Below are 22,004 nucleotides of genomic sequence, written 5' to 3' on the forward strand. Positions count from 1 at the left end.
CTGAGGGGTTCTAATATGCGCAACGCATTGATGCTTTCCGTCCTGGGGTCCTGCGCCCTGCTCGCCGGCTGCGGCCAGGGCGGCGGCGAGAAGTCCGCGACGTCCACGCCGGCTACGCCGGCCACGGCCGCCGAACATGAGCCCACCGCCGCCGAAAAGGCGGCCGTCCTGGCCAGCCTCCCCGCGCCCTACAACACCGCCGACATCGACAACGGCAAAGCCAAGTTCGCCATGTGCCGCTCCTGCCACACGATCGTCGAGGGCGGCGCCAATCTCACCGGCCCGAACCTGCACGGCGTCTTCGGCCGCAAGGCCGGCGCGCTCGAGAACTACAAGTACTCCGACGCCGTGAAAAACGCGGGCTTCGTCTGGGACGCCGAGCACCTGGACAAGTGGCTGGCCGAGCCCCGCACCTTCCTGCCGGGCACCAAGATGACCTTCGCCGGCCTCAAGGCCGAGAAGGACCGCATCGATCTGATCGCCTTCCTCAAGGTCGAGACCGGCTACAAAGCGCCGTGACGCGCTAGGGTCTGTACTCAATAGGGTCTAGCGCGGCGTTGGCGTTGCTGATTCAAGGATTCCGGAAGGAGCCTTGGATATGGCGAAGCAGGTTCAGTGGCTTAGCGACGAAGAATGGGCTCGGATCGAGCCGTTGCTTCCGCGAGGTCGTAAGGGCGCCCATCGGGTGGATGATCGCCGGGTGATCTCGGGCATTGTCCATATGCTGAAGAGCGGAGCTCGCTGGCGCGATTGCCCACCGGAGTTCGGGCCCTACACGACCGTCTACAACCGTTTCAACCGCTGGAGCCGCCAGGGGCTCTGGCTGCAGATGTTTGAGGCGCTGACGGGCCACACCGGCATCTATGGCGCGGCGATCGACGCTACCCACGTCAGGGCGCACCGGTCGGCGGCGGGCGCAAAAGGGGGGCCTTCCTCCAAGCCATAGGCCGCTCGCGTGGGGGCCGCACCACCAAGATCCATGGCCTGGTCGACGAGCGCGGCCGGCCCAGGGTGCTGCTGCTCAGCGCCGGAAACATCAACGACATCAGCATGGCTCACGCCCTGATCCAGGCCACAGGCCCCTTCCAGAAGCTCCTGGCTGACAAAGGCTACGACGCCGACCATCTGCGCAGGCGGCTCGCCGAGCGCGGGGCCGAGGCGGTGATCCCTTCCACCACCTCTCGCCGAACTCCAATCCCCTACGACGCCAACGCCTATAAGGACCGAAACCGCGTCGAGCGCATGTGGTGCAGGCTAAAAGACTTCCGACGCATCGCTACCCGCTACGACAAGCTCGCAAGGAACTACCTCTCGGCCGTCCTGCTCGCCGCAACCTACGCATACTGGCTCAATTGAGTCCGGACCCTAGCACTCTAAAAAGGCAACCTTGACGAGAATAGCGATCGGCCGCAGCATGAGGCGGTCGAGGCTGCGCTTGCATCTGTCAGCCGAGATCCTGCGCCGGCGCCTGTGACACCCCCTTGTCGCAGCCGGCGCCACCCCGACAACTCGCCTCCCCCGCCGGGGGAGGCTTTTTCGTAGAGCGATGGCTTCGGTCCGAGAGCGGACCTATTCGGCGGCGTTGGCCGCCCGCGCCTGTTCGGCCTCCTCGAAGGCCTCGATGCGCCGCGCGGTGGTCTGCGGCGACTTCGTGAACCGCGCCAGCAGATTGTAGAACACCGGCACGATGAACAGGGTCAGCAGGGTCGCGAAGATCGCCCCGAAGAAGATGACTACGCCGATGGTCTTGCGGCTCTCGCCGCCGGCGCCGCCCCACATGATCAGCGGGATCGCCCCGGCCGCCGCGGCGATCGACGTCATGATGATCGGACGCAGGCGCAGCGAGGCGCTTTCGATCACCGCCTCGCGGATCGACAGCCCTTCGTCGCGCAGCTGGTTGGCGAACTCAACGATCAGGATGCCGTTCTTGGCGGCGATGCCGATCAGGATGATCAGGCCGATCTGGCTGTAGGTGTTGACGGTGGAGCCGGCGATCAGCAGGCCGAACAGCCCGCCCAACGCCGCCACCGGCACCGTCAGCATGATCACGCCCGGGTGGATCCAGCTCTCGAACTGGGCGGCCAGCACCAGGAAGACCAGCAGCAGCGCCATGCCGAAGGCCAGGCCCACCGCGCTGCCCGCTTCCAGGTAGTCGCGGGCCATGCCGCCCCACTTGATCTGCGGACCGGGCGGCATCTTGGCGATTTCCGCCTCGAAGAACTTCACCGCTTCGCCGACCGGATAGCCGGGGTTCAGCTGCGCCGAGAGCGTGACCGAACGCAGGCGGTCGACCCGCGAGCGGTCGGGCGTGTCGCCGCGCACCTCGGTGGTGACCACGGTCGACAGCGGAATCAGCTCGCCCGAGTTCGCTCGGACATAGAGGTTGCCGATGTCCTGCTCGGTCTGGCGTTGCTCGCGGTCGGTCTGCAGCAGGACGTCGTATTCCTGGCCGTTCTTGATGTAGGTCGTCACCCGTCGGGTGCCGAAGTTGCTCTCCAGCGCCCTTCCGACCGCCTGGGCCGAGACGCCCAGCGCCGCAGCCTTCTCGCGGTCGATGTTGACCAGCACGCGCGGGCTGGTCGGCTCATAGTCGAGACGCGCCCGCGACAGGCCAGGATTTGCCTCCGCCGCGGCCAGCAGCGGTTTGATCCAGGCGGCGATCTGGCCGTAGTCGTCTCCCGCGACGATCACGTCGACGCCGCTGCCGCCGCCGCCCCCGCCGCCGCCGCGCTGGAAGGCCGGCCGCACCGAGGCGATGGCCCGCACCGAGGTGATCGACGACAGCTCGCGATTGAGGCGCGCGGCCAGCTCGTTGGAAGTGATTCCCCCGCCTTCGGTCAGGTTGGCGTTGCCGAAGCCGCTGTTGAACTGGGTGCCGCCGAACCGCGGCACGCCGAGGATGTAGCGGGTGATGACCCCGTCCTTCAGCAGCTCCTGCAGCCGGGCCTCGACCTGGGCTGCGGCCTTCATGGTGTAGTCGTAGCCCGCGCCTTCGGGCGCGATCACGTTCAGATCGACGCGGCCGCGGTCCTCTTCCGGGACGAGCTCACGCGGCAGCACCGCGAACAGTCCGCCGGCGCCGGCCGCAAGGACGATCACCAGGCCGATGGTGGCGAAGGTCGCGCGCCGGTCGCCCAGCAGCGATTCCAGCGAGGCGTGATAGGACGACTTCAGCTTGCCCATCGCCGCGTCGACGCGGCGGGCCAGGAAGCCCTCCCCGTGCGCCGGGCGCAGCAGCTTGGAGGCCAGCATAGGCGACAGGCTGAGCGCCAGCAGCGCCGAGAACGCCACCGCCGCGGCGATCGCCACCGCCAGCTCGACGAACAGCCGGCCGATGTAGCCGGGCAGGAACATCAGCGGCGCGAACACCGAAATCAGCACGATGGTCGTAGCCACGACGGCGAAGAACACCTGCCGTGCCCCGCGCTGGGCGGCCACGATCGCCGGCTCGCCCTCGTCGATCCGCCGCTGGATGTTCTCGACCACCACGATCGCGTCGTCGACCACCAGGCCGATGGCCAGCACCAACGCCAGCAGGGTCAGCAGGTTCAGCGAAAAGCCGAGCGGGGCCAGCACGATGAAGGTCGACAGGATACAGATCGGCGCCACCACCGACGGGATCAGCGCCGCCCGCCAGGTGCCGAGGAATACGAAGTTCACCAGGGCCACCAGGGACATCGAGATGCCCATGGTGATCCAGACTTCCTCCAGGGCGTGCTTGGTGAAGACGGTGTAGTCGACCGCGATCTCCAGCACCGTGCCCTTGGGCAGCGACTTGTTCAGCTCCGGCAGCAGGTCGCGGACGCCCTGCGAAATCTCCAGGTCGTTGGCCTGCGACTGGCGGGTGATGCCGATACCGACCTGGTCGCGGCCGTTGGAGCGGAAGCTGCGGCGACGCTCGTCGGGGCCTTCTTCCACCCGGGCGATGTCGCCCAGGCGGGTGACGTAGGCCTGCGAGGTGTTGCCGGTCGCCGCCGACGCGCGCCCGCCCGACGCCACCACCGGCAGCTGGGCGAACTGTTCGGGGGTCGCATAGCCGCGGCCGACGCGGATCGTGAAATCCTTGTCCGGGGCTTCGAGCGAGCCGGCCGGCAGCTCCAGGTTCTGGCTGTTCAGCGCGTTCTCGACGTCGTCGACCGTCACGCCGCGGGCGGCCATGGCGTTAGGATCGAGCCAGATCCGCATCGAATAGAGCTGGCTGCCGCCGACGAACACCTGGGCCACGCCGGGGACCGTCGAAAACCGCTCGACCAGATAGCGCTGGGCGTAGTCGGACAGTTGCAGCCGGTTCAGCGTCGTCGAGGCGAACGAGATGAACATGATCGGCGAGCCGTCGGCGGTCGCCTTGGCGATCTGCGGCGGGTCGGCCTGCAGCGGCAGGTTGGCGGCCACGCGGCTGACGGCGTCGCGCACGTCGTTGGCGGCGTCGTCCAGATTCCGGTCGAGCCGGAACGAGATATTGATGTTCGAGCGGCCGTCGCGCGAGGACGAGTTGACCCGGTCGATCCCCTGGATGCCGGAGATCTGTCGCTCGATCACTTCGGTGATCCGCTCCTCGACCACTTCGGCCGAGGCGCCGCGATACGTGGTGGAGATCGAGACCACGGGCGGGTCGACGCTGGGCAGCTCGCGCACGGTCAGCGAGGCGAACGCGGCCACGCCGACGACGCAGAGGATGATCGCCGCGACCGCCGCGAAGACGGGCCGGCGGACCGAGATGTCCGACAGCATCATGCGTCAGGCCGCGCCGCGCGCGCCCCGGGCTCGGCGCCCTTCTGGGACGCCAGGATGCGGACCGGCTGGCCCGGCTGAATCTTGTTGAGGCCGTCGGCGACGATCTGTTCGCCGGCGCGCAGCCCGTCGCGGATCTCCACGAAACCGTCCTGGCGCACGCCGGTCAGCACCGGCCGCTGCTCGGTGCGGGCCTGGTCGCCCTGCCCGCTGACCACGAACACGAAGGCCGCGTCGCCCTGCACCGACACCGCCGATTCCGGCGCGGCGACGACCTGCCGCTGGCCCTGGGCGATCGCCACCCGCAGCATCATGCCGGGTTTCAGCTTGCGGTCGGGATTGGGGAACTCAGCGCGGGCGGTGATCGCCCGGGTCCGCTCGTCGATGCGGGTGTCGAGCTTCTGGATGCGCCCCTGGATCACCTGGCCCGGATAGGCGTCGATGCGGGCGGTGATCGGCTGCCCCTCGCGGATCGAGGCGAGGTAGCGGTCCGGCACTTCGAAATCGACGCGCACGCTCGAGATGTCGTCGAGGGTCACGATCGCCGCGCCCGGATTGACCAGCGCCCCGGGGGCGATGTCCGACAGCCCGACGACGCCGGCGAACGGCGCGCGGATCATCCGGTCGCCCTCGCGGGCCCGCGCGGCGTCGACATCGGCCTTGGCCGCCAGATAGGTCGCCTCGCGCTGGTCGAGCGCGGTCTTGGACGCATAGCCCTGGGTCGCCAGCTGCTTCCAGCGGTCATAATCGCGCTGCGCCTGGACCAGCCGCGCCTGCGCCTGGGCGATGCCCGCGCTCTGCTCGGTGGCCTTCAGTTCGACCAGCACCGCGCCCTTCGGCACCGATTGGCCGTCGCTGAAACGCACCTTGTCGACCAGCTGCGTCGCCGCCGCCGTCAGCGTCACCGACTGGCGGCCCTTGGCGACCCCGATCACGTCGATGGCGTCGACGAAGGTCTTGTTCTGCGCGCCGACCACATTGACCTGCGCCGGGCCGCCCATGCCGCCGCCGCGGCCGCCTCCACCGCCGCCGCCGCCCTTCTGAGCGGCCATCGCGCCGCCGCCGCCGGGGCCTCCCGGCCCCTCCTTCTTGCCGAGGGTGAGCTTCCAACCGCCTGCGACCACCATGAGGCCGAGGATCACAATCGCGCCGACGAGGAAAAAGTGGCGTCGCAACAACTTACGAAATCTCCGGGGCGGCTCGGAATATGGGTATGGATGACGCTGAATCGAAGCGCGTCGTATGGCGACGACATAGGCGCCGTCCAGTGACAGAACGATGGCTTTGCGTGTCGGCTCTGAAATACAACGTCGATGCGCCCCATCATAACACTCGATGAAGCTTACAATTCCGTATTGGCGTCACCGCTGCAAAGAAAACGGGCGCCCGAGACCGGACGCCCGCCTTGCACAGTCCTTGAGGATAACCTCTAGGCGTCGTAGCCCGGCAGCGACCGATCCAGCAGGCGCAGCGCGCCCGGCCAGGCCAGCTGTCCGCCCAGGCCGCGCGACATCTGCGATTTCACTTCGTCCTGCGCCGCCTGCGGGGCAAGCAGCACGTTTTCGCGTCCGGCCGACAGCGCCATGACCTGCTGTTTGCAGGCGCGCTCCAGGTAGAACATGTTGATCCAGCATTCGGCCGCGGTCTCGCCCACGGCCAGGGTGCCGTGGTTGCGCAGCAGCATCATTTTCTTCTCGCCGATGTCGGCCACCAGGCGCTCGCGCTCGTCGAGGTTCAGCGCAATGCCCTCATAATCGTGATAGGCCAGCATCGTGCGCACGATCAGCGCATGCTGCGACAGCGGCAGCAACCCGTCCTTCTGGGCGGCGACCGCCACGCCCTGGTCGGTGTGCAGGTGCATGACGAAGTGGGCGTCCTCGCGGGCCGCGTGGATCGCCGAGTGGATCGTGAAGCCCGCCGGATTGATGAAGTACGGGGTCTCCTGAAGGATGTTGCCGTCCAGGTCGATCTTGACCAGCGCCGAGGCGGTCATCTCGCCGAAGTACATCCCATAGGGATTGATCAGGAATTGGTGATCTGGGCCCGGCAGCCGCGCCGAGATGTGGGTGTAGATCGCATCGTCCCAGCCGTAGAGCGCCACCAGGCGATAGAGCGCCGCCAAGTCCACCCGCGCCTGCCATTCCTCGGCGCTGACCTTGCCCTTCAACGAGCTCACGCTCGTGATCGAACCGTCGGCCATGGCGACCTCCCTCTGCATGTCTTTGTCTGATCGTTAATTACCAGAGTCGCGCCGACAGCAGCGGGCGTCAAGCATGGCCTGCGGTGTTGAATCTGCTCGGCAAACTGCCGTTGACACCAGAGCCTGTTGGGCGGAAGACTTGCTTAACGACAAGATCTATCCGCGCATCACGAACCAAGCTTGTCGGCCCGTATGTTCCTAGGCTGGGGATGGCGGGCCCCTATTGAAATTTCGACGTCGCAAAGCTCGGATGCGGAGGTCGCTGTGTCTCACCTCACGTTCAAGCTTGCCGCGCTCGCGGCAAGCATGGTCTTGGCCGGACTGTCGCCTGCAGCCACGGCCCAGGCCGCCACCGTCTACAAGGCGACCCTGCTGGGCGCGAACGAGAACCCGCCGGCCTCCTCCCCCGGCGGCGGCGTCGCTTTCCTCACCATCGACGGCGACCTGATGACGGTCTCCACGACCTTCAGCAACTTGGTCGGCGACGTGACCGCCGCCCACATCCACTGCTGCGCCGCCGCCCCAGCCAATGTCGGGGTCGCCACCCAGACGCCGAGCTTCCCGGGCTTCCCGACCGGCGTCACCGGCGGCGCCTACAGCCAGGCCTTCGATCTCGACACCGTCGGGACCTACAATCCGACCTTCGTCACCGCCTATGGCGGCACGGCCCAGGGCGCACGCGCCACGCTGCTCACCGCGCTCGGCGGCGGGCAGGCCTATTTCAACATCCACACCACCTTCGCGCCGGGCGGCGAGATCCGCGGCCAGTTCGCCCTGATCCCCGAGCCGGCCAGCTGGGCGCTGATGATCGCCGGCTTCGGCATCGCCGGCCTCGCCATCCGCTGGCGCCGCGCGGTCTTCAGGACCTGAGGCCTCAGGCGGTGGTCTTCACCCGCGCCACCGCGTCCAGCCAGCGGGCATAGGCCGCCTCGCGCCCGTGGCTGCTCAGGGCCGGGTCCATTCGCTCGGTCGACGGCCGCGCGGCGACAGCCTCCTCGACGCTGGCGTAGACGCCGGCCCCGAGGCCCGCGAACAGCGCCGCGCCCAGGGCGGTCATCTCCATATAGGTCGCCCGGCCGACGGCCACCCCGGTCAGGTCCGCCAGCCGCTGGCTGAACCAGGCGCTGCGCGACATCCCTCCGTCGATGCGCAGCTCCACGTCCCGGCCGAAGGCGCCCGGGGCGTCGGCCCGCATCGCCTCGATGAGATCGCGGGTCTGCAGGGCGCAGGCGTCGAACGCCGCCTGCGCGATCTCGGCCAGGCCGGTGTCGCGGGTCATCCCGAACAGCCCGCCGCGCGCGTTGGCGTCCCACCACGGCGCGCCGAGCCCGGTGAACGCCGGCACCAGCACCACGCCGTGATCCTCGCGCGCGGTTTGCGCCAGCTTCTCCACCCCCGCGCCGCCGCCCGGAACGCCGAGGCCTTCATTGATCCACTGCAGGGCGGCGCCGGCGATGAAGATCGAGCCTTCGAGCGCATAGGTCGCCCGCCCGCCCAGCCGGGCCGCCACGGTCGTCAGCAGCCGCGAGCGCGACGGCGCCAGGTGCTCGCCGGTGTTGACCAGCATGAAGCAGCCGGTGCCGTAGGTGGCTTTCATCTCCCCGGCGCGGATGCAGCCCTGCCCCATCAGCGCCGCCTGCTGGTCCCCCGCCACGCCGCGGATCGGGATCGCCCGGCCCAGCAACTCCGGCGCGGTCGAGCCATAGTCGCCGGCGCAGTCCAGCACCGTCGGCAGCAGCCCCCGCGGCACGCCGAGCATCTCCAGCATCTCGTCCGACCACGCCTGCGCCTTCAGGTCGAACAGCATGGTCCGCGAGGCGTTGGTCGCGTCCGTCGCGTGCACCTTGCCGCCGGTCAGCTTCCAGATCACCCAGCTGTCCATGGTGCCGGCCAGCAGCTCCCCGGCCTCGGCCCGCGCCCGCGCGCCGTCCACTTGGTCCAGGATCCAGGCGATCTTGGTGCCGGAGAAGTACGGGTCCAGCAGCAGCCCGGTGATGTCGGTGACCTGCGGCTCGCGCCCGGCCGCCCGCAGCCGCTCGCAGGTCGGCGCCGTGCGGCGGTCTTGCCAGACGATCGCCCGGTGGATCGGCTTACCGGTGGTCTTGTCCCAGATCACCACCGTCTCGCGCTGGTTGGTGATGCCGATGGCGGCGACGTCCTCCGGCGGGCGGCCGGACTTGGCCAGCGTCTCGCGCAGCACCGCGACCGAGGCGGCGAAGATTTCCTCGGCGTCGTGCTCCACCCAACCGTCGTCCGGATAGAACTGCTCCAGCGGCCGCCCGGCCTCGGCGACCGGCGCGCCCTTGAGATCGAACAGGATCGCCCGGGTCGAAGTCGTGCCCTGGTCCAGCGCCAGGATCAGAGGTTCCGCCATCGTCCGCACCCGTCGTTGCTCGCTTGGCGAGCGACTCGCCGCTCGCATGGTCAACCGGTTGTAACCATGTTTTCATCCGCTCCGAGCAGATTCGCAGCGATCGCCGGGGACGCCAGAGTGAGTGTGGCCGCCAAGACCGATGACCTGCTGAATCTGGCCCGCAGCCGCGCGCCGGCCGATCGGGAGCGCCTGCTCCTGGCCATCGTGGAACTCTGCGACGCCGGCGAAAGCGCCGCGGGCCTGATGACCTCCAAGCCGATCCAGGGCCTGCTCAATTCGATCTTCATGTCGCTGGTCGTCGAGGCCGAGCGCGACATCCGCCGCCGGCTGTCCGAAAAGCTGGCCCAGGCCGACTGGGCGCCCTCGGCCCTGGTCAACGTGCTGGCCCTGGATGACATCGAGATCGCCCGCCCGGTCATCGCCGGCAGTCCGGTGCTCAAGGACCATGACCTGGTTCGGCTGCTGGTCGAGGCCACGATCGAACATCAGATCGAAGTCGCCCGCCGTCCGAACATCGGCCCGCCCGTCGTCGCCGCCATCCTGCAGCAGAGCGAGCCGGCGGTGCTGACCGCCCTGGCCGGCAATCCCAGCGCCGCCCTGGGCGAGCACGAGCTCGCCGTCCTGGTCGCCGCCGCCCAACGGATCGCGGCCATGCGCTCGCCGCTGGCCCGCCACCCGGGCATGACCGACGGGCTCGCCCGCCAGCTCTATCTCTGGGTCGGTCAGGCCCTGCGCCAGTCGCTCGTCGACCGCTTCCGGCTCGACGGGGCCGCGCTCGACGCCGCCCTCGACGCCTCGGTGCGCGAGGCCCACGGAGGGGCGGCCCCGGCCGACGCCGCGCCGGCGCCGCGCGACGGCGAGCGCGAGGAGATGGAGCGGCGGCTGGTCGCCAAGCTCGAGGCCGCCGGCCAGCTGCGGCCGGGCTACCTGCTGCGCGCGCTCAAGGAAGGCCGGCTGACCCTGTTCCTCACCGCCCTGGCGACGCTCGGCCGCTTCGACCGCAACCACGTCCTACGGGCGGTGAACTCCGACCGCCCCGAACTGCTCGCCCTGGCCTGCGCGGCCGTCGGCATCGACCGCAGCGTCTTTCCGACCATCCTGGAAATGGTCCGCGACCTCAACGGCGGCCTCCCCGGCGGCGGCCAGGAAGGCGCCCGCCGGGCCGGCGGCGCCTTCGGTCCGTTCGAGGCTCACATCGCCGGCGCCGCCTTCCGCCGCGCAGTGAACCCCGGTTGACGGATCGCCCGTTTCACGGACTTTTGCCGGGCCATGTTCAAGCCTGAGCCATTCGTGACCCGTCTCGCTTTCGCGGCCAGCGACCGCCCCGAGGCCCAGGAGGCCCGGGAGGCGCTCATCGCACGCTACGGCCAGGCCTCGGGGGACGAGGCCCAGGTCATCGTCGCGCTGGGCGGCGACGGCTTCATGCTGGAAACCCTGCACGAGAACCTCAAGAGCGGCCGGCCGATCTACGGCATGAACCGCGGCTCCGTCGGCTTCCTGATGAACGAGTACAGCGAGGACGCCTTGCTGGAACGGATCAACGCCGCCGAGCGCGCGGTCATCCACCCGCTGTCGATGGCGGCGATCGACGCCGCCGGCCGCCGGCTGGAGGCCCTGGCCATCAACGAGGTCTCGCTCCTGCGCCAGACGCGCCAGACCGCCAAGCTGCGCATCTCCATCGACGGCAAGGTGAGGCTGGGCGAGCTGTCCTGCGACGGCGCGCTGGTGGCCACCCCCGCCGGGTCCACCGCCTACAACCTGTCGGCCCACGGCCCGATCATTCCCCTCGACGCCAAGGTCCTGGCCCTGACCCCGATCAGCGCCTTCCGCCCGCGGCGCTGGCGCGGCGCCCTGCTGCCCCACACCGCCAAGGTCACCTTCGAGATCCTCGAGGCCGACAAGCGCCCGGTCAGCGCCGTGGCCGACAACTTCGAAGTCCGCGACGTGGTCGAGGTGCAGATCGCCGAAAACCGCGAAGTGGCCCTACACATGCTGTTCGACGCCGGCCGCAGCCTCGAGGAACGCGTGCTGGCCGAGCAGTTTTCCGTATGATTACCGTAAGTTCCAGGCTCATCCGTTGTTAACGCCTGTCTTCTAGGGTGCCCCACGTTGTCCTAGGAGGCGCGTAGTGAGCCAGCAGAATCCGGTCATCCAGCCCCCCAGCCTTCGCCTGAAGGTCGGCGGTCGGTTCGGCGCGATCGATCCGAGCGCCATCGCCAAGGCCGAAGCGGCCCTGAAGAGCCTGTCCGGCAACTTCGCCCAGTGGCTCTCCGAAGAGGTCATCAAGCTCGACGCGGCCCGCCAGCTCGTCCGCGACGACGGCGTCACCGCCGAGACCATGGAGACCCTCTACCTGCGCGCCCACGACCTGAAGGGCCTGGGCACGACCTACGAATTTCCGCTGATCACCCGCATAGGCGCCTCGCTCTGCCGGTTGATCGACGACAAGGACAAGCGCCTGACCGTGTCGCTACCGCTCGTCGACGCGCACATCGACGCCATCAAGGCGGCCGTCCGCGACAGCATCAAGACCGACGATCATCCGGTCGGCCGCATCCTGATCGAAGAGCTGGAACGCAAGGTCGCCGCGGCGGCCTGATCACCGAGGCGCAATCGCCTACATCACGTTCGCCAGCGGCTCCTCGACCACGCCGTAGCCGGCGTCCGGCGGCAGCACCAGCACCTTGCCGCCCGCGCGATCCTGGATCTGCGGCTCGACCGTCACCAGGGTCCGCGCCTTGGCCCGGACCACGCAATCGTCGGCGCTGACCGCCTCGGCCAGCAACTGCACGTTCATGCGCGTGGGAAAGATCACCTTGCGCTCGCCGGCCTGCGCCAGCCGCAGCACCTCGCTCGGGGCGATCCACTCCGCATCGACAGTCTCGCGCCCGTCGCAGGCCGCCACCTGATCGTCCGGCGCATCCACGACATAGAACCAGGTGTCGAACCGCTTGGGGGTCAGCGGCGGCGTGATCCATCTTGCAAAAATCGTCAATGCATTCAAATCGATGACGACGTTCAGCTCACGCGCGACGTCAAGAAAAGCCAGCTCGCCGCGATCGACCTTCAGACGCACATCCAGCGAGGCGGCCTCTCCGCCGATCGCCGCGCCGTCGGCCCGCCGGCCCAACAGAATGCCGGCTTCCTCGAACACCTCGCGGATCGCCGCGATCCGCAAGCCCCGCTGCTCGGCGTCGAAGTCAGACCAGCCCAGCGCCCGCTCGGCCCAGGCCGGGTCATGGTCGCCGGCGTGGCTCTTGCCGCCTGGAAACACCAGCGCCCCGGACGCGAAGTCGATCTGGTGATGGCGCTTGACCATCAGCACTTCGAAGTCCGGCGCGTCGCGCAGCAGCAGAATCGTCGCGGCCGGCTTGATGTCTTGGCTCGTCATGCCGCCAGCTTGGGAGCCTCTCCCCCGCCGCGCAAGTGTGACCCTAGGTCAGGCGCTGGCCTGTCGCGACTGCGCCTCGGCGTGATAGGCCGCCCGTGCGTCGGCCGACAGCCGGTCCATCTTGTCGAGCAGGTAGTCGCAGTCCTCGCGGTTGGCGACATCGACCTGGGTCAGGAACCGCTGCAGCATCCGCTCCTGAAAGCGTTCGCGGTCGCGCGCGCCGCCGTCGAACTCCATCGAGTGGTAGGTATCCACCCCAGCCCGGAACGCCCCGTACAGGCGCGCCGGCATCCCCGCGCGGTCGTAGATCGCCTTCAGTCCGAGCGGGCCGGCGTCATGGATCATCAACCAGGTCCGGTGATGCGGCACGCTGGCCAGCTCGGCCAGCCCCCACTCCAGGAAGGTCATGTGCCCCTGCGCGAGCGCCCGCAGCAGCAGCGAGGCGGTCAGCCGCTCGTTCTCGCGCAGGTGGCTGACGAAGGCCTTCACGTCGCTGGTGCGTCCGGCCTGGTCGACCAGGTCGACGGTCGCGCGCTCCTGCGCGCCCAGCGCGATCTCCAAGGCCAGCTCCGCCGAAATCTCATGACGGTTCAGCAGGTGATCGCGCACCTGGTCGCCGACCAGGGCGACCAGTTTCTCGGTGACCGCCAGCGGCAGGGCGTCGCGGTAGGCCAACGCCGCCAATACGCGTTCTGAACGCTCGAAGCGCGCCACCGCGGCGTCCAGGGTCTCCTCGGCGAAATCGGCGTTGTCGTTGGCGCAAGCGGCTTCGACCGCCCCCTCCTCGCCAAGCTCGACGATGGCGCGCGTCACCGTCTTCGACACCTGCGGCCGCCGGGCCACCGCCACCTGGCGCAGCGGCCCGCCGACCCGCACGATCTCGACCAGGTCGGCGTCGGTGAACGCCGGCGAAGCGCCGAGGATCGGCATGCAGATCCGCTCGACGTCCTGCGCCAGTTGGACCGCGACGTCCCGCGGCACCAATGGCGAGCTCTTCAATGTGACCGACAGCGCCTCACGCACCATTTCGGCGGCGTCATGGGCCATCACGCGCAGGATCTCCTGGGCGTGCGCGCGATCCTCCTCGCTGAGCACGGCGGCATCCAGCCGGCGGCAGATCTTGCGGGCCGCAAAGGCGCGCTCGTCCGGCGTCGCGCCCTTGACCAGCGTGCGGATATCTTCGTCCGTCAGCGCCGCCCGCGTCGTCGCCATAGCCCTTGCCCCAGAAGAGGGCTGAGGCCCCCGCCAAAAGGATAATCTAAGGTTAAGCTTAACGAACGGTTGCCCCTCAATCTGTGGATTTACGATGTCGCGTAACTGATCGCGAACCCTGCCGCCGTATGGTTTCCACCAGCCGCCGAGGGAACCCGATTCATGCTGGTCGAGACCGAGAATTCCAAGGCCCGAGGCGGGTCGTCGGTCACCCAGCAGGCCCTCGAAACTCAGACGTCGCTGCTGCCCTACGCCCTGACCGTATTCGCGATCAGCCTGCCCATGCTGGTCTGGGCCGGCGCCTACGCTAGCAACGCCGTCTGGATGACCGGCACCTTCGCGATCTTCGCGATCGCCTGGGGCGTATTCTACGCCGCCGTGAACTGGCTGAAGAAGCCGGAGGCGCTCGCCGACCTACGAAAGCGCGGCCAGATTCACATTCTCTGCGGCCTGATCTGGGCCGTCGCGGTGGCCCAGATGGCCGCCTTCGGGGACGGTGCGGGCCCGGCCCGCAGCGAGTTGATGCTGATCTCCGTGGCAGCCGCCGCCATCGTCATCTTCTTCACGGCCCCCTGGTTGCCCAGTCTGCTGATCGTCGGCATGGCCACCGCCGCCGGGCCGCTCTACTTCCTAATGCGCCATCCGGACGATCAGGCCCTGGCCAAGCTCGCCATGGGCGCCATCGCCCTGGCCCTCGCCCTCGCGATGATCCTCAACCGCATCCTGCGCCGCCAGTTCGCGCTCGCCGCCGAGCGCGAGGTGCTGATCGCCGACCGTGACCTGCGCATGGACGAGGCGCGGCGGCTCGCCCGATCGAAGTCCGACCTCGTCGCCACCCTCAGCCACGAGATCCGCAACGGCCTGACCGGCGTCGCCCACGTGCTCGCCTCGGCGGTCGGCCATAACGGTCGCGGCGCGCCCTCGCGCGAACAGCTCTCTGCGGCCCTCGACGCCGCCAACGACCTCATCGCGGTGCTCAACACGACGCTCGACTCCGAGACCGCCGAGGCTGGCCGCCTGGAGGTCGACACCCACGCCTTCGACGCCGTGGCGCTGGTCCGCGACCTGGTGATCCTCAACCGCCCGAACGCCGCCGCCCGCGGGCTCGAGCTGTCGCTCCACGTCGCCTCCGATCTGGCGGCGATGGAGACCGGCGCGACCATGGCCGACGCGCACCGCGCCCGCCAGATTCTCGCCAACCTGCTCGGCAACGCGCTGAAGTTCACCATCCGCGGCCGGGTCGAGGCCCGCGTTGAGCTGGCCGCTTCGGGACGCCTGTCCATCGAGATCGCCGACACCGGGCCGGGTCTGGCCAAGGAAGAGCTCGAGCAGGCTTTCGAGCCCTTCAACCGCATCGCCCGCACCAGCGCCGGCACCTCGGGCGCGGGCCTTGGCCTGTCGCTCTCACGCCAGCTGGCCCGCCTGATGGGTGGCGAGTTGTCCGCCCACAGCGCCGTCGGGGTCGGCTCCTGCTTCCGCCTGGAACTGCCCTTCAACGCCGACGCGCTGCCCGAGCGCGAGCTGGAGGCCCCGATCGAGCTGGCCTCGGCGCTTCCCGAAGCGCGCCAGCGCATGCGCGTGCTGATCGCCGAGGATGACGCCCTCAACGCGGCCATGCTGCGCGCCGTCATCGAACAGCTCGGCCACCAGGTCGTCCACGCCGTCGACGGCCAGCGCGCCCTGGACCTGGCCCGGGTCTGCGAGTTCGACCTGTTGATGATCGACGGGCGAATGCCCAACCTCGACGGCCCGGCCGCCATCGCCGCCATCCGAGAGCTCAACGGCGACAACGCCCAGACGCCGATCGTCGCGGTGATCGGCGGCGACGCCGACGAGGCCGAGGAATGCTCCCAGGCCGGCGCCGACGTCGTGCTGCGCAAGCCGGTCAGCGTCGCCGCCGTCGCCCGCGCGGTCGCCGACGCCGTGGCGGTCGAACGCGACGCCCCGCCGGCGCGGGCCTTCGCCTAGGCTGACGTCCGGACAGTCTTGAGGCTGCGCCGCCGCGCCGCCAAGATGCCTCCAACAACAAGGGAGGTGCGCGTGCTGCTGCAGGGTCTGAAGGTCGTCGAGTTCGCCTCCTACATCGCCGCGCCAGGCGCCGGCGGCGTCCTGGCCGATTGGGGCGCCGACGTCATCAAGGTCGAGCGGCCCGAGGGCGACCCGATGCGCCACGTCTTCGGCGACGCCAAGAGCGAGCTGACCGGCAACCCGACCTTCGGCCTCGACAACCGCGGCAAGCGCGCCATGGTGCTGGACATCGGCAAACCGGAGGGCCGCGACGCCCTCGCCCGCCTGGCGGCCCAGGCCGACATCTTCCTGACCAATGTCCGCCCCGCCGCGCTCAAGCGCGCCGGCCTCGACGAGGCGGCTCTGCGGGCCGCCAATCCGCGGCTGATCTACGCCATGGTCACCGGCTACGGGCTCGACGGACCGGACGCCGCCAAGCCCGGCTTCGACGTCACCGCCTTCTGGTCGCGGGCGGGCGTGGCCCACATGCACGCGCCGAAGGGCTCGGACCCGTTCATCCTGCGCACCGGCGTCGGGGACCACATGACCTCGCTGGCCACCGTCTCGGCGATCCTGGCGGCGGTCTACGAGCGCGAGCGGACTGGCGTCGGACGCGTGGTCCAAACCTCGCTGCTGGCGACCGGCGTCTACGCCGTCGGCTCCGACCTCGCGGTCCAGCTGGCCTTCGGCAAACTCGCCTCCAACCGCCCGCGCAGCGCCCCGTTCGACCCGCTGGCCAACTTCTACCGCAGCCGCGACGGCCACTGGTTCGTGCTCAATCCGCGCGGGGCCAGCAACGACTGGCAGGTGCTCTGCCAGACCTTCGAGCGCCCCGACCTACCGCTCGACCCGCGCTTCGCCACCGGCAAGGTTCGCCGGCAGAACAGCGTCGCCCTGGTCGAACAGCTGGACGCGACCTTCGGCGCCCTCGACTACGCCGAGATCATTCGGCGTCTCGATGCGGCCGACCAGGTCTGGGCGCCCGTCCAGACCCCGGCCGAGGTCGTCGCCGACCCGCAGGCCGCCGCCGCCGGGGCCTTCGTCGAAATCGAGGACGGCCAGGGCGGAGCCTACCGCTCTCCCGCCGCGCCGGCCCGCTTCCCCGGGGCCGACGCCGACCGCCGTCCGCCGGCGCCCGGCCTGGGCGAACACACGCGTGAAGTGCTTTCCGAGATCGGCTATTCGCCCGCCGAGATCGACGCCATGCTCAGCGCCGGGGCCGCAGCCTAGCTGGCCCCTTAGCTGGCCTTGTCGCGCGCCTCGGACAACACCCGCAGCATCTCGCTGGTGAACAGCGACCCGGTCATGCGCTGACCAGCGCTGGCGTCGTCGTCGGACTTGGTCCCGCGCAGGATCAGGTCGACCATCGCGTCCTGGCTGGCCTGCAGGGCCTGCTGCCGGGCCGAAGCGTACTGCACGAACTTGGTGTCGGTCGGGGCCTGGCGCTGGCCGGTTGAGGCCGGGCCGTGCGCGCCCTTGGTCAGGTTCGCATAGACCTCCGACACCGTCGCCGCTCGCCCGTCGCGATAGAAGATCGAGCGGTTGGCGCTGGCGGCGTCCGGGAACATCGCCGCGGCGCTCGCGCCCGGCTGGCTGCGCACGGCCTCGATCAGCCGCGCCGAACCCTGCGGCCCCAGGAAGTGGGCGGCGTAGAGCTCGCCGGCCGTCGGCGCGCGGCCCACCCGGCCCTTCAGGTACGAGGCGTGGTCGGAGGTCAGCTCCCCGGCCATCAGCGAGGCGGCGTGCGGGTCCATCCGCAGGTCCATCACCGCCTTGCGCGCCTCGGCCCCCGCGACCCGATAGCGGCCGTCCGTTCCCTTGGTGATCAGTTCCGAATAACGCGCGTAACCGTACTTGGCCCCGTGCTGCTTGAGGGTCGCCAGCCAGGTCTGCTCGACGAACTGGAACAGACCCGCCGCCGACGAGGTCGGAGCCTTGGCGCGCGGATTGTAGCCGCTCTCGCGGGCAGCGGTCTTCATCAGGAAGGTGAAGTCGACGCCAGTGGCGTTCGAGGCCCGCTGGATCGCGGCCTCCACAACTCCCCTGATTCCCTCGATCGCCATGGGCCAGATGTGCCCCCACATGGTTAACGCGTCGCTAACCATGTTCTTTGGGGATGGCGACTTGCGCCCCGCGCGGCTGCTCCCGATCTTGCGCTTCCCACCTTCCGCGAGGACCGCTGATGACCCAGCCGCTGATCACCCTCAATGACGGGGCGGCGCTGCCCCAGCTCGGCCTCGGCGTCTGGCAGGTGCCCGATGACGAAGCCGCTGTGATCGTTCAGACGGCGATCGACGCCGGCTATCGCCATGTCGACACCGCCGCCATCTATCAGAACGAGAAAGGCGTCGGCGAGGGCCTTCAGCGGGCCGCGGCCGGCGGCGAGGTGGCGGTGACTACCAAGCTCTGGAACGAAAGCCAGGGCTACGACCGCGCCCTCAAGGCCTTCGACAAGTCGCTTCAGCGGCTCGGCCGCGACAGCGTCGACCTCTACCTGATCCATTGGCCCTGCCCGACCCAGGACCTCTATGTCGAAAGCTGGAAGGCGCTGGTTCGCCTTAAGGAAGAAGGCCGCGCCAAGTCGATCGGCGTCTCCAACTTCACCGTCGACAATCTGCGCCGCATCGTCGGCGAGACCGGCGTCGCCCCGGCCGTCAACCAGGTCGAACTGCACCCCCGCTTCCAGCAGACCGCCCTGCGCGCCGCGCACCAGGAGCTGGGCGTCGCCACCGAATGCTGGAGCCCGCTGGGCCAGGGCAAGGTCCTGCAGGACCCGGTGATCGGCAGGATCGCCGCCAAGCACGGCAAGACCCCGGCCCAGGCGATCATCCGCTGGCACCTCGACAGCGGCTTCCTGGTGATCCCCAAGTCGGCGAACCCGGACCGCCTGCGTCAGAACTTCGATGTCTTCGACTTCGCCCTCGACGCCGAGGATATGGCCGCCTTCGCCGCCCTCGACACCGCCGACGGCCGCATCGGCCCGGACCCGCTGACCTTCGGCTAGATCCGCCCGCTGGGCGGCGGCGCCACTTGGTCACCGCCCCGCCACCGTTGCGCTTCCCAACGGCCAAGCTTCGGACATGATCGCGGCGCGACCCTTTGTTTCAGCGACGAAAAACAAAGGGAGGTCGCCAATGGTCATCCGTCAGTTCATGCCGGTCGCGCTCGGCCCGTCGAAGCCTCGTTCCGGCCGATCTCCGGCCGTTACCGCGGCCATCGCCCTGTCCGTGATCGTCCACGGCGGCCTGGCCGCCTACCTCGCCGTCAAGACCTGGACGCCGCCCGAGCCCGAGGCCCTGCCCGAGGGCCCGATCATCACGGTCGAGACCTGGACGCCCCCGCCCCCGCCGCCAAAGCCGGAGGCCCTGCCGCAGGACCGCCCGGCCTCGCCCCGGCCGCCGGCTGCCCTCGACCTGCCGTTCACGCCCCCGGCGCCCATCCCCCTGCCGCCGGTTCCGACCCCGGCGCCGAGCGAACCGCCGACGACCCTGGGACCGCCGGCCCCGCCGACGCCTGCGCCGCCGGCCGTGATCGTCGCCCCGAACTGGCTCAAGCGCCCCGGCCCCAGCGAGTTCGCTCGCTTCTATCCGGACTCCGCCCAGCGGCGCGGCGTCGGCGGCACGGCGACGATTTCCTGCCAGGTCAGCGCCGCCGGCTCGCTCAGCGGCTGTTCGATCGCCCGGGAATCGCCGGCCGACGAGGGTTTCGGCCGCGCCGCGCTCAAGCTCGCCCCCTATTTCCGGATGAGCCCGATGACCCGCGACGGCCAGCCGGTGGAAGGCGGCACGGTGCAGATCCCGATCCGCTTCAACCTCGGCTGATAGGGCCCGGTTTCGGCTTGCTCAGTAGCTCTTGGGCAGGCCGAGCACCCGCTCGGCGATGTAGTTCATCACCATCTCGCGGCTGATCGGCGCGATGCGAGCGATCATCGCCTCGCGGAAGTAGCGCTCGACGTCGAATTCCTTGGCGTAGCCCATGCCGCCGTGCGCCAGCACCGCGGACTCGCAGGCATGGAACCCCGCCTCGCCGCCCAGGTACTTGGCCGCATTGGCCTCGGCCCCGCATTCGCGCCCGGCGTCGAACAGCGCCGCGGCCTTGAACGCCATCAGGTTCGCGGCCTCCAGCTCGGCCCAGGACTTGGCCAGCGGATGGGCGACGCCCTGGTTCTGGCCGATCGGCCGGCCGAACACGATCCGCTCCTTGGCGTAGGTCGAGGCCCGCGCCAGCGCCGCGCGGCCCAGCCCCACCGCCTCGGCGGCGAACAGCACCCGCTCGGGATTGAGCCCGTCGAGCAGGTAGTAGAACCCGCGCCCCTCCTCGCCGATCAGGTCGCCGGCCGGGACCTCCAGGTTGTCAATGAAGACGCTGTTCGACTCGACCGCCTTGCGGCCCATCTTCGGGATCACCGTCGCGCTGATCTTCGACCGGTCGAAGTCGGTGTAGAACAGGCTCAGGCCCTCGGTCGGCTTCTTGACCTGATCCTTGGGCGTGGTCCGCGCAATGATCAGCATCTTGTTGGCGCGCTGGGCCATGGTGGTCCACACCTTGCGGCCCGAGATCACATAGCCGTCGTTGGTCCGCGTCGCCCGTGTGGTCAGGCTGGTGGTGTCGAGGCCGGAGTCCGGCTCGGTGATGCCGATGCAGATCTTGTCCTCGCCCGACATCAGCCGCGGGATCGCCCGGTTCCTGAGCTCCTGGCTGCCATACCTGACGATCGGCATCGGTCCGAAGATGTTCAGGTGCATGGCGCTGGCGCCGGAGAAGCCGGCCCCCGACTGCGTCACCGCCTGCATGACCAGCGCCGCCTCGGTCAGCCCCAGGCCGGCCCCGCCCAGCTCGGCCGGCATCGCCGTGCCCAGCCAACCGCCGGCGGCCATGGCGGCCACGAATTCCTCGGGAAAGTCGCCGGTCTCGTCGGTCCTGCGCCAATAGTCGGCGTCGAACTGGGCGCAAAGCCGGCTCACGCTCTCGACGATGGCTTCCTGTTCCGCGTTCAACCAGAAGCCGCTCATCGCTCTCTCCCTACTTCGCCGGCGCGTCGAACCTCGCCGGACTCATGGCGTCGGCAAAAGGACCAGCTTCCCCTTCCGTCACGCAAGCCACGATCAGCCGCGCGACCAGCGGGGCCAGCAGCCAGCCGTTGCGCCGCGCGCCGACCGCCAGCAGCACGTCCTGATGCCGCCCGCGGCCGACCATGGGCAGTCCGTCGGGCGTCGCCCCGCGCACCCCGGTCTCGGCCTGGAAGCTGGCCCCGGCCAGGTGCGGGAACAGGCGCACGCCAGCCGCCTTCAACGGCTCGACCTTGGCCGGCTCCACCGCGCGGTCGCCAAGCCCGGCCTCCATCGTCGCCCCGATGGTCAGCCCGCCGGGCGCGCCGGTGACATAGGCTCCCTGACCACGTACCACCACGCCGCGATAGGCCCGCTCGCGGGTCCGCAGGATGTGGCCCTTGATCGGCGACAGGTGCGACAACTCCGGCGCCACCACCGCCAGGTCGCGCCCCGCGCCGGTGGCGATCACCAACCGCTCGCCGCCCTCGAAGCCGCTCGCCGCCTGCTGGCGGAACTCGACCCCGGCCTCGAGCGCGGCGCGGCGCAGCGCCGCCAGCCCCGCGCCGGCCTCGATCCGCCAGTCCTCGCGCACCAGCAGCCCGCGTCGCCAGCCGTCGGCCAGGTCCGGCGCCAGGCCGGCCAGGGCCGCGCGCTCCAATTCGGTAGGATGCAGCCCCTGGCTGCGCAGGCCGCCGTCGATGCGCGCCAGGTACTCGTCGTCGCCCACCGCCACCGCACCGGCGCGGTCAACGCTCAGCCCGATCCGCGCCTCCAGCGCCGGCCACAGGTTGCGGGCCGCCATCAACAGCGCAAGGTGCGGCGCGGCGCTGGCGTCCAGGACGGCTTCGAAGGCGGGCGCCAGCATCCCGGCGGCGACGCCCGAGGCGTTGTCGCCCGGCTCGGCCGGATCGAACACGGTCACCCGCGCGCCGGCGTCGGCCAGGGCCAGGGCGGTGGTCAGGCCCAGCGCGCCGGCCCCGGCCACGGTGATCTTGGGGCCTTTGCTCATGGGCCTAACGAGCGGGCTTCGCCTCCAAA

Annotated in this window: 18 protein-coding genes and 1 pseudogene; 10 read left to right on the forward strand and 9 right to left on the reverse strand. The window is 69.7% G+C overall.

Annotation, left to right across the window (positions count from 1 at the left end):
* The first annotated feature begins 15 nt into the window (after window positions 1–15).
* Window positions 16–519: a cytochrome c family protein gene (locus tag O4N75_RS14820; RefSeq protein WP_269626249.1), complete on the forward strand. Its 504-nt coding sequence runs from the start codon at window positions 16–18 to the stop codon at window positions 517–519.
* Window positions 520–598: 79 nt separating this feature from the next.
* Window positions 599–1,356, forward strand: a pseudogene (locus tag O4N75_RS14825) (IS5 family transposase).
* 213 nt (window positions 1,357–1,569) lie between these two features.
* Here the strand turns inward: O4N75_RS14825 and O4N75_RS14830 are convergent.
* The 3 genes from O4N75_RS14830 to O4N75_RS14840 form a co-directional block, all read right to left on the reverse strand.
* Complete coding sequence (locus O4N75_RS14830) at window positions 1,570–4,731, reverse strand: efflux RND transporter permease subunit (RefSeq protein ID WP_269629377.1); 3,162 nt, start codon at window positions 4,729–4,731, stop codon at window positions 1,570–1,572.
* Window positions 4,731–5,873 carry an efflux RND transporter periplasmic adaptor subunit gene (locus tag O4N75_RS14835; protein ID WP_269626251.1) on the reverse strand — a complete coding sequence of 381 codons (1,143 nt, stop codon included), beginning with the start codon at window positions 5,871–5,873 and terminating at the stop codon, window positions 4,731–4,733. Before O4N75_RS14835 ends, O4N75_RS14830 begins: the two co-directional genes overlap by 1 nt.
* A 287-nt stretch (window positions 5,874–6,160) precedes the next feature.
* Window positions 6,161–6,931, reverse strand: coding sequence for a class II aldolase/adducin family protein (locus tag O4N75_RS14840; RefSeq protein ID WP_269626252.1), 771 nt, complete (start codon window positions 6,929–6,931; stop codon window positions 6,161–6,163).
* A 264-nt stretch (window positions 6,932–7,195) separates the two neighbouring features.
* On the opposite strand from O4N75_RS14840, the gene O4N75_RS14845 reads away from it, so the two are divergent.
* Window positions 7,196–7,801, forward strand: coding sequence for a CHRD domain-containing protein (locus tag O4N75_RS14845; RefSeq protein ID WP_269626253.1), 606 nt, complete (start codon window positions 7,196–7,198; stop codon window positions 7,799–7,801).
* Between the two features lie 4 nt (window positions 7,802–7,805).
* On the opposite strand, the gene glpK is transcribed toward O4N75_RS14845, so the two are convergent.
* Complete coding sequence (gene glpK / locus O4N75_RS14850) at window positions 7,806–9,305, reverse strand: glycerol kinase GlpK (protein ID WP_269626254.1); 1,500 nt, start codon at window positions 9,303–9,305, stop codon at window positions 7,806–7,808.
* 123 nt (window positions 9,306–9,428) lie between these two features.
* Between glpK and O4N75_RS14855 the strand changes: the two genes are divergently transcribed.
* The 3 genes from O4N75_RS14855 to O4N75_RS14865 all read left to right on the forward strand — a co-directional run bounded on the left by O4N75_RS14855 (window position 9,429) and on the right by O4N75_RS14865 (window position 11,904).
* A complete protein-coding gene (locus O4N75_RS14855; RefSeq protein ID WP_348649501.1) occupies window positions 9,429–10,541 on the forward strand; it encodes a DUF2336 domain-containing protein in 1,113 nt (370 codons plus the stop codon).
* A gap of 33 nt (window positions 10,542–10,574) precedes the next feature.
* Entirely contained in the window at window positions 10,575–11,357 is a 783-nt protein-coding gene (locus tag O4N75_RS14860) for an NAD kinase (RefSeq protein ID WP_269626257.1), read from the forward strand.
* 76 nt (window positions 11,358–11,433) lie between these two features.
* Entirely contained in the window at window positions 11,434–11,904 is a 471-nt protein-coding gene (locus tag O4N75_RS14865) for an Hpt domain-containing protein (protein ID WP_267234339.1), read from the forward strand.
* An 18-nt stretch (window positions 11,905–11,922) separates the two neighbouring features.
* On the opposite strand, the gene O4N75_RS14870 is transcribed toward O4N75_RS14865, so the two are convergent.
* The gene (locus O4N75_RS14870) at window positions 11,923–12,696 is read right to left on the reverse strand and encodes an NUDIX hydrolase (RefSeq protein ID WP_267234338.1); all 774 of its coding nucleotides are present in this window, start codon (window positions 12,694–12,696) and stop codon (window positions 11,923–11,925) included.
* Window positions 12,697–12,744: 48 nt separating this feature from the next.
* The gene (locus O4N75_RS14875; protein ID WP_269626259.1) at window positions 12,745–13,908 is read right to left on the reverse strand and encodes a DUF2336 domain-containing protein; all 1,164 of its coding nucleotides are present in this window, start codon (window positions 13,906–13,908) and stop codon (window positions 12,745–12,747) included.
* A 162-nt stretch (window positions 13,909–14,070) separates the two neighbouring features.
* Between O4N75_RS14875 and O4N75_RS14880 the strand changes: the two genes are divergently transcribed.
* Together O4N75_RS14880 and O4N75_RS14885 are read left to right on the forward strand one after the other, a co-directional pair.
* Window positions 14,071–15,876, forward strand: coding sequence for an ATP-binding protein (locus O4N75_RS14880; protein ID WP_269626260.1), 1,806 nt, complete (start codon window positions 14,071–14,073; stop codon window positions 15,874–15,876).
* 72 nt (window positions 15,877–15,948) lie between these two features.
* The gene (locus O4N75_RS14885) at window positions 15,949–17,145 is read left to right on the forward strand and encodes a CaiB/BaiF CoA-transferase family protein (RefSeq protein ID WP_269626261.1); all 1,197 of its coding nucleotides are present in this window, start codon (window positions 15,949–15,951) and stop codon (window positions 17,143–17,145) included.
* A gap of 8 nt (window positions 17,146–17,153) precedes the next feature.
* Here O4N75_RS14885 and O4N75_RS14890 read toward each other — a convergent pair whose 3' ends face one another.
* On the reverse strand, window positions 17,154–17,978 hold the full coding sequence (locus O4N75_RS14890) for a transglycosylase SLT domain-containing protein (RefSeq protein WP_269626263.1): 825 nt from the start codon (window positions 17,976–17,978) through the stop codon (window positions 17,154–17,156).
* Window positions 17,979–18,097: 119 nt separating this feature from the next.
* Between O4N75_RS14890 and O4N75_RS14895 the strand changes: the two genes are divergently transcribed.
* Both O4N75_RS14895 and O4N75_RS14900 read left to right on the forward strand, forming a co-directional pair.
* Window positions 18,098–18,919: an aldo/keto reductase gene (locus tag O4N75_RS14895; protein ID WP_269626264.1), complete on the forward strand. Its 822-nt coding sequence runs from the start codon at window positions 18,098–18,100 to the stop codon at window positions 18,917–18,919.
* A gap of 130 nt (window positions 18,920–19,049) precedes the next feature.
* Window positions 19,050–19,736, forward strand: coding sequence for an energy transducer TonB (locus tag O4N75_RS14900; protein ID WP_269626265.1), 687 nt, complete (start codon window positions 19,050–19,052; stop codon window positions 19,734–19,736).
* Window positions 19,737–19,757: 21 nt separating this feature from the next.
* On the opposite strand, the gene O4N75_RS14905 is transcribed toward O4N75_RS14900, so the two are convergent.
* Together O4N75_RS14905 and O4N75_RS14910 are read right to left on the reverse strand one after the other, a co-directional pair.
* A complete protein-coding gene (locus O4N75_RS14905; RefSeq protein ID WP_269626266.1) occupies window positions 19,758–20,927 on the reverse strand; it encodes an acyl-CoA dehydrogenase family protein in 1,170 nt (389 codons plus the stop codon).
* Between the two features lie 10 nt (window positions 20,928–20,937).
* Window positions 20,938–21,975 (reverse strand): FAD-dependent oxidoreductase, encoded by a 1,038-nt coding sequence (locus O4N75_RS14910; protein WP_269626267.1) that lies wholly within the window; start codon window positions 21,973–21,975, stop codon window positions 20,938–20,940.
* Between the last annotated feature and the right edge of the window lie 29 nt (window positions 21,976–22,004).

Source organism: Phenylobacterium sp. NIBR 498073 (assembly GCF_027286305.1).
In the GTDB taxonomy this organism is placed as follows: domain Bacteria; phylum Pseudomonadota; class Alphaproteobacteria; order Caulobacterales; family Caulobacteraceae; genus Phenylobacterium.

What these genes read in the sequence shown, in the direction of transcription:
- O4N75_RS14860 (WP_269626257.1), top strand. Translation starts at nt 10,575, where the DNA reads ATGTTCAAGCCTGAGCCATTCGTGACCCGTCTCGCTTTCGCGGCCAGC.
- O4N75_RS14900 (WP_269626265.1), top strand. Translation starts at nt 19,050, where the DNA reads ATGGTCATCCGTCAGTTCATGCCGGTCGCGCTCGGCCCGTCGAAGCCT.
- glpK (WP_269626254.1), bottom strand. Translation starts at nt 9,305, where the DNA reads ATGGCGGAACCTCTGATCCTGGCGCTGGACCAGGGCACGACTTCGACC.
- O4N75_RS14870 (WP_267234338.1), bottom strand. Translation starts at nt 12,696, where the DNA reads ATGACGAGCCAAGACATCAAGCCGGCCGCGACGATTCTGCTGCTGCGC.
- O4N75_RS14820 (WP_269626249.1), top strand. Translation starts at nt 16, where the DNA reads ATGCGCAACGCATTGATGCTTTCCGTCCTGGGGTCCTGCGCCCTGCTC.
- O4N75_RS14830 (WP_269629377.1), bottom strand. Translation starts at nt 4,731, where the DNA reads ATGCTGTCGGACATCTCGGTCCGCCGGCCCGTCTTCGCGGCGGTCGCG.
- O4N75_RS14890 (WP_269626263.1), bottom strand. Translation starts at nt 17,978, where the DNA reads ATGGCGATCGAGGGAATCAGGGGAGTTGTGGAGGCCGCGATCCAGCGG.
- O4N75_RS14875 (WP_269626259.1), bottom strand. Translation starts at nt 13,908, where the DNA reads ATGGCGACGACGCGGGCGGCGCTGACGGACGAAGATATCCGCACGCTG.
- O4N75_RS14880 (WP_269626260.1), top strand. Translation starts at nt 14,071, where the DNA reads ATGCTGGTCGAGACCGAGAATTCCAAGGCCCGAGGCGGGTCGTCGGTC.
- O4N75_RS14895 (WP_269626264.1), top strand. Translation starts at nt 18,098, where the DNA reads ATGACCCAGCCGCTGATCACCCTCAATGACGGGGCGGCGCTGCCCCAG.
- O4N75_RS14905 (WP_269626266.1), bottom strand. Translation starts at nt 20,927, where the DNA reads ATGAGCGGCTTCTGGTTGAACGCGGAACAGGAAGCCATCGTCGAGAGC.
- O4N75_RS14910 (WP_269626267.1), bottom strand. Translation starts at nt 21,975, where the DNA reads ATGAGCAAAGGCCCCAAGATCACCGTGGCCGGGGCCGGCGCGCTGGGC.
- O4N75_RS14840 (WP_269626252.1), bottom strand. Translation starts at nt 6,931, where the DNA reads ATGGCCGACGGTTCGATCACGAGCGTGAGCTCGTTGAAGGGCAAGGTC.